Source organism: Leisingera sp. McT4-56 (genome assembly GCF_020514995.1).
GTDB lineage: Bacteria > Pseudomonadota > Alphaproteobacteria > Rhodobacterales > Rhodobacteraceae > Leisingera > Leisingera aquaemixtae_A.
Genome location: NZ_JAJALF010000009.1, coordinates 46,664 through 59,479, shown reverse-complemented (window position 1 = coordinate 59,479; position 12,816 = coordinate 46,664). Strand labels below are relative to the sequence as shown.

The following is a 12,816-nucleotide window of genomic DNA, read 5'->3' as shown; positions in this document are numbered from 1 at the left end:
GTCACTCCGCGACGGCCGCCTCGACCGCGGCCACCACGCTGTCGACCGCCAGTGTCATCAGCCCTGCATCCTCGCTTTCCGCCATCACCCGCACCAGCGGTTCGGTGCCGGACTTGCGGATCAACAGCCGCCCCTGGCCGTCCAGCATCTTCTCAGCCGCGGCAATCGCTTCTTGCACCCGGTCGCTCTCCAGCGGCGCCTGGCCTGCCTGGAACCGCACATTGCGCAGCCGCTGCGGCACGGTCGCGAACTGATGAGCCAGCTCAGACGCCTTTGTGCCGGACTGCACCATTGCAGCCAGGAAGTGCAGCCCCGCCATCAGCCCGTCGCCGGTGGTGGCGTAATCACTCATCACAATGTGGCCCGACTGCTCGCCGCCCAGGTTGAACCCGCCTTCGCGCATCCGCTCCACCACATAGCGGTCGCCGACGGCAGTGCGCTCCAGACCCAGGCCCTTGCTTTCCAGAAAACGTTCCAGTCCGAGGTTCGACATCACCGTCGCGACAAGCGCGCCGCCGGTCAGGAGGCCCTCCTCCGCCCAGCGGCTGGCCAGCAAGGCCATCAGTTGGTCGCCATCGGCCACTGTGCCGGTCTCGTCGATCAGGATCACCCGGTCGGCGTCGCCATCCAGGCAGATCCCCACATGGGCACCATGCGCCACAACCGCTTCGGCTGCCGTCTGCGGATGGGTCGACCCGCAGCCGCGGTTGATGTTCAGCCCGTCCGGCGCCACCCCCACCGGGATCACCTCGGCGCCCAGCTCCCAAAGCACCTCGGGCGCGGTCCGGTGCGCCGCGCCATTGGCGCAGTCGATCACCACTTTCAGGCCATTGAGGCCCAAATTGCGCGGCAGCGAGCTCTTGACCCGCTCGCCATAGCGGAAGCGGGCGTCGTCGATCCGCTTTGCTCGGCCGATGTTGGCGGCCTGCGCCGACTCGACACCGGCCTCGACAAGCGCCTCAATCTCCATTTCGGCCCCGTCCGACAGTTTGAAACCGTCCGGGCCAAAGAATTTGATGCCATTGTCCTCGGAGGGGTTGTGGCTGGCAGAGATCATCACACCGAGATCCGCCCGCATCGAACGGGTCATCAGCCCGACCGCCGGAGTCGGCACCGGGCCAAGCAGCAGCACGTTCATGCCCGTCGAAGTGAGGCCCGCCGTCAGCGCGTTTTCGAACATGTAGCCCGACAGCCGGGTGTCTTTGCCGATCACCACCCGGTGCACCCCGGTTCCGTCACGCCGGAAATAGCATCCGACGGCAGCGCCGATGCGCAGCGCCATTTCGGCGGTCATGGGGTGAATATTGGCGGTGCCGCGCACGCCATCGGTACCAAAGAGTTTCCGCATTATGCTTTTCCTGCCAATAGGGCCTTAACGGACGGCCTGCCAAAGACGCAGGGCCTGAACCGTCTCAGCCACGTCATGCACCCGCAGGAATTGCACGCCTTGCGCCAGGGCTGCAAGCCCCACCGCAATCGAACCCGGCGCGCGGGCATCGGCGCGCGGCTCCCCGCCGATCTTGCCGATGAACCCCTTGCGGGACACTCCCAGCAAGATAGGGCAGCCGAGCCCGTGGAACAGGCTGAGATTGCGCAAGAGCGTCAGGTTGTGCTCCTGCGTCTTGCCGAAACCGATGCCCGGATCAATGACGATCTGCTCCCGCACCACGCCGATGGCTTCCAGCCGGTCGATCTGATCGCTCAGGAAATCATAAACGTCCAGCAGCACGTTTGCGTATTTGGGATCGGCCTGCATGGTCGCCGGGTCGCCCTGGGCATGCATGATGCAGACCGGCACGCTGGCCTGCGCCGCCAGCGGCGCCAGCGCCGGGTCAAAGGTGAAGCCGGAAACATCGTTCAGCAAGTTCGCTCCGGCTTCCAGCGCCTCCATCCCCACATTGGCCTTGCGGGTATCGATCGAAATCGGCACCGGGCTTTCGGTTCGGATCGCCTCGATCACCGGCGCGGTGCGGTCGATTTCTTCAGCTTCGTCAACTTCTTCGGCGCCGGGGCGGGTGGATTCGCCCCCCACGTCGATGATGGTGGCACCATCTGCCGCCATCTGCAGCGCTGCGGCCTTGCCAGCCTCGACACCAGCATGCCGCCCCCCGTCCGAGAAACTGTCCGGGGTCACATTCAGGATGCCCATGATCTGCGGTTGTGTCATGTCCAGCCCGGCGATCGAGGCGCGGCGCGCGCTCAGCCGGCGGCGTTCCAGCTCAGGCACCAGCCCCGCAGGCGCAATCCGCGGCGGCGCATCGCGGCTGAGAATTTCAACCTCGGTGAACCAAAGGGCGCTGCCTGCCAGCGGGAGCGCGCCTTCAGGGCGGGCCTCTCCATGCTGAACCAACGGCCGGTAATAAATCACAGTTGTGCTTGCTCCACGCTGACGCCCCGCAGGGGGACGCCGGGATTATCAGGCAAATCCCCGCCAAGCACAATCATCTCCCCCGCCTGGAAGGTTGCCGCGAACCAGGCGGCCAGCGCAACCGAGTTCGAGGGCGGCGCCGACGGCCCGTCCACAGCATCCAGCACGATCTTGGAAGGCGCCCAGACGCAGATCTGGCCGTTCTTCATCGCCCAGTCCAGTTCGGTGCGAGTCGAGACCACCACGCAGCGGTCATCCTTGGCCGCAAGGCGCCAGGCGTTCTGTTCGATTGCCAACAGATCGATCCGGCGCTGGGTCCATTTATGGCCCGTCGTGGGCACCGCCAGCGGATGGGTTCCGACGCACAGGATCAGCGGCCGCTTGCGGCATTCCATCTGGTCGATCCAACCGGTCAGGTTGGCGCTGTCGATGGCATCGTTGGACAGATACATCAGCCGGGGATGCGGCCGGTCCTGCTCTTCCGCCAGATGGGATATCTGATCCTTGGAGCGCACCACCTCGACGCCAAGCGCGCCAGGGCCGCGGTCCAGTTTCTCGATCCGCACAAAGGCGCGCACGGCCTGGTGCTCCAGCAGGATCCGCTCGGCAACGCGCTCCGCCAGTGTCTCCAGCAGGTTCAGCCGCTCCGCCGCCAGTTCATGGGCGATGGCCTCGGTCACCTTGTCGTAGGACAGGATCCGGTCGACGTCGTCATCCAGATCCTTGGGCAGCGGCGCCACTTCGACCACCACATTGAAACAGATGCGCTGGGTTGTGCCGCGCTCCGCCTGAAAGGCGCCGATCTCCACCTCTACGGTATGGTCGCGCAGGGAAATACGGTCCAGCGGGCCCGGTGCGGCTGTGGCCATGGAACGCTCTGACGGGTGCGCAAAGGCAAGGCGGATTTCTGAGGGCATGGGAAACGGGCCTTTGGCTGGCTGTGTCGGGTAACGGGACCTAACAATAGACTTTCGGCGCCTTCTTAACAGTCCCGCATACGCCATGCCAGTAGCAGAAAGCGGCACCTTGATGCCGCCTTCAGGCCATCAGTTGCTCATCGCGGTCTGGTAGCGATCGTCGCGGTAGAACAGATGCACACCGATGCGCGTAGTGTTTGTGAAGGTCCGGCTCCAGCGCGGGCGCACTGCGGTGGTGTGATAGTAGGTCGCGCCTGCGGTCAGTTCCGACTTCAGCCCGTCCAGCGCGGCACGCGCCACCTTGGCCACCCGCTGATACGCTTTCTTCTCGCGGATCACTTCCTCGTAGCCGTCGCAAGTGTAGGTGAACTGGCACTGGTACTTGCGCCCGGTCCCCTGGTTGATCACCCCGCAAGGCGTATTCGGGAACTGTTCGCTCTCGACCCGGTTCAGGATCACCTCGGCCACCGCGAACTGGCCCTTCACGGTCTCGCCGCGCGCCTCGAAGTACAGCGCCTCGGCCAGGCAGGCGAACTGTTCGCCACCGGTCGCTTTGGGCTGGGCGTCCAGCCAGGCTTTTGAGTACTCCACCTGTTGCGTGCCGGATTTGCGGCTCTTGAACGGATTGGAGCGGAATCCGAAAAATCCGCTGAACTTCCGCGCAGGTACCGCGTTGAGACTGGCCTGCTCACGCTCGATCAGCGCATCCAAACCGGTTTCGGCAGCAACACTCTTACCCATCGTGATGGTGGCAGCCATCACGGCAATCATAGTCAACAATTTCATTCAGGGTTCCCCCGTCCTAGCAGCCCATGCCCGGTTTCCCCGGGCACATGCGATCGCATCCCTTAATGGAATTGGCCCCAAACGTCCAGCTTGCCGCCCCAAGCTGCGACAGCATGGTTAACGCACTCACTGGGCCATCGCGGCATCCGGCGGAGGGTTTCCCTGAATTTTCCTAATATTTAGTGTAAGTTGGCGCAACTTGCCCAGTTTTGCTGCCAATCGCCAGCTGGGCGGCGGCTAACCGCGCAACCGGCACACGAAACGGCGAACAGGAAACGTAATCAAAGCCCGCATCACGGCAGAAAGCAATCGATTCGGGGTTGCCGCCATGCTCGCCGCAGATCGAAAGAGTGATGTCTCCGTTCTCCGCCCGGCCCCGCTGAACCCCCAGTTTCAGCAGCTCGCCGACCCCGTCAGTATCCAGAACATGGAACGGATCCTCCGGGAAGACGCCCTGGTTCACATATTCCGACATGAACCGCCCGGCATCGTCGCGCGACAGGCCATAGGTCATCTGCGTCAGGTCGTTGGTGCCGAAGCTGAGGAAAGCCGTATGCGGCGAAATCTCTCCCGCCCGCAGCGCCGCGCGCGGGGTCTCCACCATCACCCCCAGCCGGTAGGTGAAGTCCTCGCCGCGCTCTGATTTCACGGCAGCCGCAACCGCATCGATGCGGGCCTTGACCAGTTCCACCTCGCGCTTGGCCGACACCAGCGGGATCATGATCTCCGGCACCACCGGCTCGCCCCATTTCGAGGCCTCCAGCGTGGCCTCGAAAATCGCCCGCGCCTGCATGTCGTAGATTTCCGGCACGGTGACCCCCAGCCGTACCCCGCGCAGGCCCAGCATCGGGTTGTATTCGTCCATTTCCTCAACCCGGCGGGTCACGTCGCTGACCGGAATGCCCAAGGCCTCCGACAGCTCGCGCTGGCCGGTTCTGGTGGCGGGCAGGAATTCATGCAGCGGCGGGTCGAACAGGCGGATGCAGACCGGCATCCCTTCCATGATCCGGAACAGCTCGCGGAAATCGTCGCGCTGCATCGGCAGCAGACGCTCCAGCACCGCCTCCCGGCCCGAGGGCGTCTCGGCAAAGATCATCTCCCGCATCACCGTCAACCGGCCAGGTTCAAAGAACATATGCTCCGTGCGGCAAAGCCCGATGCCCTGCGCGTTGAATTTCCGCGCCATTTCAGCGTCTTCCGGCGTATCCGCATTGGCGCGGATGCCGATGTCGCGGACCTCGTCCGCCCAGGTCAGCAGGGTCAGCAGCGCCCCGTCCTCAGCCGCTTCCAGCATCTGCGGCTGGCCCGCCAGAACCTGGCCGCTGCTGCCGTCGATGGTGATCGTGTCGCCTGCGTTGAACACCCGGCCGTCGGCGGCCTCCAGCATCTTGCGCTTGCTGTGGAACTTCATGTTGGAGGCGCCGACGATGCACGGCAGCCCCAGGCCGCGGCCGATCACCGCCGCATGGCTGGTCATACCGCCCTTTTCGGTCAGCACGCCGGCGGCGGCATGCATGCCGCGCACGTCCTCGGGCGAGGTTTCCCGGCGCACCAGAATGCACGGCTCGCCGCGGGCCGCGCTGGCCTGCGCGCCGGCCGCAGTGAACACCAGCTTGCCGGTTGCGGCGCCGGGGCTGGCGGCAATGCCGCGGCCGATCACGTCGCGCTTGGCATCCGGCGCCACCTGGCGGTGCAACAGCTCGTTCAGGATATGCGCATCGACGCGCATCAGCGCTTCTTCCTTGGGGATCACCCCGTCCTCGGCCAGCGCCACCGCAATCCGCACCGCAGCCTGCGCCGTGCGCACTACCCGCACCCCGTCCAGGATATGCACCCTGCCGTTCTCGACGACAAACTCCAGCTGCATTTCCTCGCGCAGCTTCCGGCGCATCAGCGCCGCGTGGGATTTCAGATCGGCAAAGGCCTCCGGCGCCAGCTCCTCCAGCGACAGCCCGCGGGCATCCTTGCCCAGGTACAGCGCCCCGGCCCCGGCCCCCAGCGCATCACGCCCTTGGCTCTGGCTCAGGTAGCGGCCTGTCAGCTGCGGCATGCCGGTGGAGGAATTCACCAGCTGCAGCACGCCCGATCCGCATTCGCCCTGGCCCACGCCCGGGATCATCTCCTGCACCACCAGGCCCAGGCCCGCATCGGCCGGCGCCCCCTTAGCCTGGCGCAGCAGCCGCGCCGAGGTGCCTTCCCAGGCCCGCGCCATCGAGCGCAGGACCGCCGCCAGCTGCTCGCCCGGGTCCTGCGGGAAATGCTCGTCGGTTTCCGCCTCATAGGCGTGCAGAATCTCGGTCAGTGCATCGGGGCCGCCGTCCTCGACATCGTCGAACACATCCGGGTCCAGCCGCGCCACATGCACCGCATAGGACTGCACGAACCGCAGATACAGCGCCGCCGCGGCCTCCCGCCCCAGGCTGTCGCAAAGGTCGACATAGCGGGCGTCGTTCATGCCGATGTTCAGGATCGCCCCCGGCCCGCCCCAATCGGGATCCTCCGAGGACGGGCGCACGCACAAGAGCGCCTCCGGGTCGAATTCGGCCAGCACCGCGTTCAGGTCCGGCATCTGCCCTTCGGCGATGGAGTGCACAGCGTCAAAAGACAGCGCCACCGTGCGCGGCACCGGCAGGTCCAGCCGCACCAGCCGCTGCAGGCATTTCGCCCGCCCCCCATGGGTGGCCGTGGCCACCGGCGCGGTGGTGGTGATGAGGCAGGCCGGCGGGGTCTGTTCGAAATCTTTCTGCACTGCAGCGCGTCTCCTTTGCAAGTCACCATAAGGACATGCGGGGATGGCGCAAGAGTCTTGTAACAGGACGGCAGCGGCGGAGCGCCTTGCAGATAAGAAAAACCGGCCTTCCCTGACGGAAAGGCCGGTCCCTGCGGGGCGAGTATTTTTAGAAAGGTGAAAGAGCAGGCGGCTCTCTCAGCCTTCGACTTTGGTGAGGTCGGCAACCTGGCCGCAGACCTGGCGGATCTGGCTCAGCAGGTTCAGCCGGTTGCGGCGCACCACTTCGCTGTCGGCATTCACCTGCACCGCCTCAAAGAACGCATCGATCGGCGCGCGCAGGGCGGCCATGCCCCGCATTGCCGCCGCGAAATCTTCGGCCTCGATGGCCGGAGAGATCGCCGCCCCGCCTGCCTCCAGCGCGTCGAACAGCGCGGTTTCCGTCGCGTCCTCGGCAAACTTGCGGTCGGCGCCAAAGGAGTATTCGACGCCGTCCTTTTCCTCGGCCTGGCTAAGGATGTTGTTGGCGCGCTTGAAGCCCTGCAGCAGGTTCTCGCCATCCTCGGTCTTCAGGAAATCCTCCAGCGCGCGGGCGCGTTTCACCAAGAGGGTCAGGTCGTCGTTGCCCTCCATCGCGATGCAGGCGTCGATCACGTCGTGGCGGATGCCCTGATCGCGCAGGAAGACCTTGAGGCGGTCGTGGAAGAAGGAGAGGAGGTCTATTGCCCGTTCGTCAATGTGCCGACCGCCTACATCTTTTGAAACGGTGATTGTAGCGGGACCGCCCTGAATAGTTGCAGCCCCAGTTTTCTGTCTATAGTCCTCACCCAGCCTTTCTTGTTCGGCCGCGATGGTTTGCGAAATTGCAGTATCAGCCCTAGCTAGCTGAGAAGAGAACTGATCCAAAACAGTCACACGAACCCCATTCTCCAGCACCAGCCGGATCACCCCCAGCGCAGCTCGGCGCAGGGCAAAGGGGTCTTTCGACCCGGTGGGCTTTTCATCTATCGCCCAGAAGCCTGTCAGCGTGTCCAGCTTGTCGGCCAGCGCCACAGCGACCGAAACAGGCTCCGACGGCACATCGTCGCCCGGCCCCAGCGGCGAGTAATGCTGCTCGCAGGCGTTGGCGACGGCCGAAGGCAGGCCCGCAGCCTCGGCATAGTAGCGGCCCATCAGGCCCTGCAGTTCCGGGAACTCATAGACCATTTCCGAGCTGAGGTCGGCCTTCGCCACCCGCGCCGCCTGCTCTGCCAGGTCCGCATCGGCGCCCACCACCGGCGCGATCTCCCGAGCCAGCGCGGCGATCCGGTCGATCCGCGCCGCCTGGGTGCCCAGCTTGTTGTGGAAAGTCACGTTGCCGAGGTTCTCCACCCAGGCGCTCATGCCTGCCTCGGATTTCGCCGTGCGCAGGTCGTTCTCCCAGAAGAACTTGGCATCGGCCAGACGCGCCGACAGGACCTTTTGGTTGCCCGCCAGGATGGTCGCGCCATTGTCCGCGGTCTCGCGGTTGGCCACGGTGATGAATTTCTCGATGCGGCCGGTCTTAGGGTTCTTCACCGAGAAGAACTTCTGGTGCTCCTTCATCGAGGTCTGCAGCACCTCCGGCGGCAGCTCCAGGAATTCGGCGTCAATGGCGCCCATCAGCACGACGGGCCATTCGACCAGACCGGCAACCTCAGCCAGCAGGCCGTTGTCCTCAACCACGTCCAGCCCGTTGGCAAAGGCCTGATTGGTCGCCTCCTGCCAGATCGCCTCGGCCCGCTCGCGGGCATCCAGCACCACATGGGCGCGCTTCAGCTTGGCAGCATAGTCGTCAAAACCGGTGACGGCGAATTCTTCCGGTGACATGAAGCGGTGGCCGCGTGTGGTGTTGCCGGACTTGATGCCATCGATGTCCAGATCCACCACGCTCGCACCCGCCTCATCCGACAGGATGCAGAGGATCGAATGCAGCGGGCGCACCCAGCGCAAGGATCCTGCGCCCCAGCGCATCGACTTGGGCCAGGGGAAATTGCGGATGGTGTCTTCCAGCACCTCGGCAATGATTTCCGCCGCCGGGCGGCCGGGCTTTTCGATCATCGCGAAATAGACCGCGCCCTTGGGGGTCTCGCGCTCCTCCAGCTGCTCGCGGCTCAGCCCTGCGCCGCGCAGGAAGCCCTCGATCGCCTTGTCCGGCGCGCCGACCTTGGGGCCCTTGCGCTCTTCGCGGATGGTGGGGCTTTCCGCCAGCAGGCCGTCCACCGCCAGGGTCAGGCGGCGCGGCGTCGACAGCGCCGCGGCCCCGGCATAGGTGAGACCCGCCTCGACCAGACCATCGGTCACGCGCTTTTTCAGGTCCTCCGCCGCACGCGCCTGCATGCGGGCCGGGATTTCCTCGGAAAACAGTTCAATCAGCAGATCGGGCATCAGATATCCTCGGGCGTGGCCGCGCGGGCGGGCGCAGCGGAAAATTCAGAAAAGGCGGGCATGGGGCAAAGGCTCATCCGTTGCCTCCGCCGGCCTCAGGCCGCGGTGGGCATTCCTCGCCCACCACGGTGCCGTCATAGGCTTTCTGGCCGCAGTCATTCAGCTCATGCCAGACATAGCCGCGGCCCTCATTGGTGACGGCAACAATGCGGTCGACGCCATAGGAGATGTTCTTGACCGACAGGAAGGACTTGGCCGAACCCTCTGCCAGTTTCGCGCCAATAGCTGCAGCATCGAAACACTCGAACCAGTCCGGCGCATTGCGCGGCTCGGTCTTGTCCGACAGGGTAAAGACCTGCGCCAGCTCGTCCGGCTTCACCTTGGTGGTGAAACAGGCACGGTAGCGGATGGGGGAGCTGTCAGCGTCGATCGCCTCAAAGCCAGAGTAGGCAATCGGCTGCGCCTCGCCGCCTTCCAGCGGCACCAGCACTACGTCGCGGCCCGGCTGCAGCGCAACCTCATCATAGAAACCATAGACCTGCAGGTAATACATCGCCCCCCCGGCGGCGAGGCCGGAGGCAATCAGGATCAGGGCGAGGAGTTTCCCCATAGCGTGCTGTCCCCTGCTCAGGCCGCGGTCTCGGGCACGTAGCCGCCAGCCTCGGTCAGCACAAAGGCATCGGCGCATTGCTTGGCCAAGGCGCGGACGCGGCCGATATAGGCCTGCCGCTCGGTGACCGAAATCACCCCGCGCGCATCCAGCAGGTTGAAGATATGCGAGGCCTTGATGCACTGGTCGTAAGCCGGGTGCGCCATGATGATGCGCTTGCCGGTCTTCGGGTCCAGATGCTCCTCAGCCAGAATGGCGGCGCATTCGGCCTCGGCCTCCTCGAAATGGCGCAGCAGCACCTCGGTGTTGGCCACGTCGAAGTTCCAGCGGGCGTATTCTTCCTCGGTCTGCTTAAACACATCGCCATAGGTCAGCGGGATCATCGCATCCGGGTCATTGAAGGGCATGTCCATCACGTGGTCGACGCCCAGCACATACATCGCCAGTCGCTCAAGCCCATAGGTCAGCTCGCCCGACACAGGATGGCAGTCATGGCCGCCGACCTGCTGGAAATAGGTGAACTGGGAAACTTCCATGCCGTCGCACCAGACCTCCCAGCCCAGGCCCCAGGCGCCCAGCGTCGGGCTTTCCCAGTCATCCTCGACAAAGCGGATGTCGTGCATCGCCATATCGACGCCGATGGCCTCCAGGGAGCCCAGGTACAGCTCCTGCAGGTTCGGCGGGCTCGGTTTGATCAGCACCTGGTACTGGTAATAGTGCTGCAGCCGGTTCGGGTTCTCGCCGTAGCGCCCGTCGGTGGGGCGGCGCGAGGGCTGCACATAGGCCGCGGCCCAGGCCTTGGACCCCAGCGAGCGCAGCGTGGTCGCCGGGTGGAAGGTGCCCGCGCCGACTTCCATGTCGTAGGGCTGCATCACTGCACAGCCCTTGGCGGCCCAGTAGTTCTGGAGCCTCAGGATAATCTCTTGGAAGGAGCGCGGCGCGCCGTTGGTCTCGGTCATCTCTCATCCCTTTGGGGGCAGCTAAGGCAGCAATTGCGGGGATCTTCCTATGCAAGGCTTTTGGCAGGGTCAACGCCCTGCGGGCGCTTGCGCCCGCGCTGCAGCCTGCTGCACGCAGCGCATCGGCAACAAAAGTGCGGGAATGCGGCAACGGGCCAGGAATTCCCCCTGCCGTGAGGAGTTCCCTTTGGCCGCTCAAAATGCTTTATCTCCGCAGCAAGAATATAAGAGTACTTCCGGGATACGAGGCCCACACATGAAAAAACTGTTTGCCGCTCTGGCCCTGCCGCTGATTGCGCTGGCCATTGCGTTCACGGCGCCTGTTTCGGCGCAAAGCAGCCGCGATGCGGTCTGGATCCAGATCGCCGCCCGGCCTTCCCTGCGTGAAGCCGAAAACGAGGCCCGCAGCTATGCCGCCCGCCTGCCCGATGTCTCCGGCTATGCGCTTGGCGGCGGCTGGTACGGCGTGGTTCTGGGGCCTTATGCCCGCGAGGACGCCGAGCGCGTGCTGCAGGTCTACCGCGCCGAGGGCCAGATCCCGCGCGACAGTTTCATCGCCTTTAAGCGCAACCTGCGCAGCCAGTTCTACCCGGTTGCCGCGGATGCCACCCAGCCAGCCGAGCCGGCCCCGGCGCCGGCTGAACCCGCGGTGCAGGAGCCCGAGCCTCAGCAGCAGACGGCCCTGCAGTCGACTCTGCCCGATGAGACCCCGGCCCAGGCGCGCCGCAGCGAAAGCACGCTCAGCCGCGACGCGCGGATGCAGCTGCAGATCGCGCTGAAGGCCGCAGGCTTCTACAACTCCGGCATCGACGGCGCTTTTGGGCGCGGCACCCGCGCCTCGATGAGCGACTGGCAGGCCGCCCGCGGCTTTGAGCCGACCGGCGTGCTGACCACTGCCCAGCGCCAGGTGCTGATGGATGAATACAATGCGCCGCTGATTTCCGCCGGGATGGCTCGCGTGGAAGACGCCAAGGCAGGCATCGCGCTGCAGATCCCGGCCGGTGAAGTCGCCTTCGACCGTTATGAATCGCCCTTTGCCCATTACACCAGCAAAGGCGATCTGGGCGCCCAGGTGCTGCTGATCAGCCAGCCTGGCGACAAGCGCACCCTGTTCGGCCTCTATGACATCCTGCAAACGCTGGAAATCGTGCCGCTGGAAGGCCCGCGCCAGCGCGGCTCTGACAGCTTCACCATCGAAGGGCGCAACAATCAGATCGTCTCCTTTACCCAGGCCAGCCTGAAAAACGGCGAAGTCAAAGGCTTCACCCTGATCTGGCCCGCCGGCGACGAAGACCGCCGCACCCGGGTGCTGGCCGCAATGCAGGCCAGCTTCACCCGCCTCGAGGGCGTGCTGGACCCCGCGGCCGGCGGCGACGCGGTGCAGAGCGTCGACCTGGTTTCCGGCCTGGAGATCCGCAAGCCGAAACTGTCGCGCTCCGGTTTCTTCGTGGACGGCAGCGGCAGCGTGCTGACCACCTCCGACGTGGTGGCCGGCTGCAGCCGGATCACCCTGGACCACGGCTACCAGGCCGAAGTGGAGGCCAATAACACCGCCGAGGGCATCGCCATCCTGAAACCCGCAGAGGCGCTGGCGCCGGCCGCAGTAGCCGGTCTCAGCACCGCCTCGCCGCGCCTGCAGTCCGAGGTCGCCGTGTCCGGCTTCTCCTACGAGGGCGTGCTGGGCGCCCCGAGCCTCACCTGGGGCAAGATCGCCGATGTCAAAAGCCTGGACGGCAATGCCAATATTGCGCGCTTGGACCTGGCGGCGCAGCCCGGCGATGCCGGTGGCCCGGTTCTGGATGCAACCGGGGCAGTTCTGGGGATGCTGCTGCCGCGGAAGACCGGCGGCCAGCAGCTGCCAGAAGGTGTGAGCTTTGCGGTGAACGCCGACGCAATCCGTACCGCGCTGAACGCCGCCGGAGTGACCCCTGCGGCACAGCCCGTCTCCTCCGGCAGCCTGCCCAATGCAGCGATGACCCGGCTAGCCTCCGGCATGACCGTCCTGGTCAGCTGCTGGGAGTGATGGGGGCAGCCTGACAGAA

General features: G+C 65.3%; 9 protein-coding genes. 1 reads left to right on the top strand and 8 read right to left on the bottom strand.

From position 1 onward, the window contains the following. Window position 1: 1 nt before the first annotated feature. The 8 genes from glmM to LHL23_RS11995 all read right to left on the bottom strand — a co-directional run bounded on the left by glmM (window position 2) and on the right by LHL23_RS11995 (window position 10,774). Complete coding sequence (gene glmM, locus LHL23_RS12030; protein WP_222480639.1) at window positions 2–1,348, bottom strand: phosphoglucosamine mutase; 1,347 nt, start codon at window positions 1,346–1,348, stop codon at window positions 2–4. A gap of 24 nt (window positions 1,349–1,372) precedes the next feature. Next, window positions 1,373–2,368 (bottom strand): dihydropteroate synthase, encoded by a 996-nt coding sequence (gene folP / locus LHL23_RS12025; RefSeq protein WP_226430029.1) that lies wholly within the window; start codon window positions 2,366–2,368, stop codon window positions 1,373–1,375. Further along, window positions 2,365–3,285: a dihydroneopterin aldolase gene (locus tag LHL23_RS12020; protein WP_222480635.1), complete on the bottom strand. Its 921-nt coding sequence runs from the start codon at window positions 3,283–3,285 to the stop codon at window positions 2,365–2,367. The genes folP and LHL23_RS12020 overlap by 4 nt, the downstream gene beginning before the upstream one ends. A 129-nt stretch (window positions 3,286–3,414) precedes the next feature. Further along, window positions 3,415–4,071 carry a cell wall hydrolase gene (locus LHL23_RS12015; RefSeq protein ID WP_226430028.1) on the bottom strand — a complete coding sequence of 219 codons (657 nt, stop codon included), beginning with the start codon at window positions 4,069–4,071 and terminating at the stop codon, window positions 3,415–3,417. A gap of 172 nt (window positions 4,072–4,243) precedes the next feature. Next, window positions 4,244–6,820: a putative PEP-binding protein gene (locus LHL23_RS12010; protein ID WP_222480634.1), complete on the bottom strand. Its 2,577-nt coding sequence runs from the start codon at window positions 6,818–6,820 to the stop codon at window positions 4,244–4,246. A 177-nt stretch (window positions 6,821–6,997) separates the two neighbouring features. Next, window positions 6,998–9,157, bottom strand: coding sequence for a glycine--tRNA ligase subunit beta (glyS, locus tag LHL23_RS12005; protein WP_413229475.1), 2,160 nt, complete (start codon window positions 9,155–9,157; stop codon window positions 6,998–7,000). A gap of 121 nt (window positions 9,158–9,278) precedes the next feature. Then, window positions 9,279–9,815, bottom strand: a complete 537-nt coding sequence (locus LHL23_RS12000) for a DUF6446 family protein (RefSeq protein ID WP_226430026.1) — start codon at window positions 9,813–9,815, stop codon at window positions 9,279–9,281. Between the two features lie 17 nt (window positions 9,816–9,832). Then, the gene (locus tag LHL23_RS11995; RefSeq protein ID WP_226430025.1) at window positions 9,833–10,774 is read right to left on the bottom strand and encodes a glycine--tRNA ligase subunit alpha; all 942 of its coding nucleotides are present in this window, start codon (window positions 10,772–10,774) and stop codon (window positions 9,833–9,835) included. 256 nt (window positions 10,775–11,030) lie between these two features. Here LHL23_RS11995 and LHL23_RS11990 point away from each other — a divergent pair, with 256 nt between their 5' ends. Further along, on the top strand, window positions 11,031–12,797 hold the full coding sequence (locus tag LHL23_RS11990) for a trypsin-like peptidase domain-containing protein (RefSeq protein ID WP_226430024.1): 1,767 nt from the start codon (window positions 11,031–11,033) through the stop codon (window positions 12,795–12,797). The last annotated feature ends 19 nt before the right edge of the window (window positions 12,798–12,816 follow it).

Excerpts from the sequence above, each read along its gene's own strand:
- LHL23_RS12020 (WP_222480635.1), bottom strand. The coding sequence starts at position 3,285 with ATGCCCTCAGAAATCCGCCTTGCCTTTGCGCACCCGTCAGAGCGTTCC.
- glmM (WP_222480639.1), bottom strand. The coding sequence starts at position 1,348 with ATGCGGAAACTCTTTGGTACCGATGGCGTGCGCGGCACCGCCAATATT.
- LHL23_RS11990 (WP_226430024.1), top strand. The coding sequence starts at position 11,031 with ATGAAAAAACTGTTTGCCGCTCTGGCCCTGCCGCTGATTGCGCTGGCC.
- glyS (WP_413229475.1), bottom strand. The coding sequence starts at position 9,157 with ATGCAGGCGCGTGCGGCGGAGGACCTGAAAAAGCGCGTGACCGATGGT.
- LHL23_RS12015 (WP_226430028.1), bottom strand. The coding sequence starts at position 4,071 with ATGAAATTGTTGACTATGATTGCCGTGATGGCTGCCACCATCACGATG.
- LHL23_RS12000 (WP_226430026.1), bottom strand. The coding sequence starts at position 9,815 with ATGGGGAAACTCCTCGCCCTGATCCTGATTGCCTCCGGCCTCGCCGCC.
- LHL23_RS11995 (WP_226430025.1), bottom strand. The coding sequence starts at position 10,774 with ATGACCGAGACCAACGGCGCGCCGCGCTCCTTCCAAGAGATTATCCTG.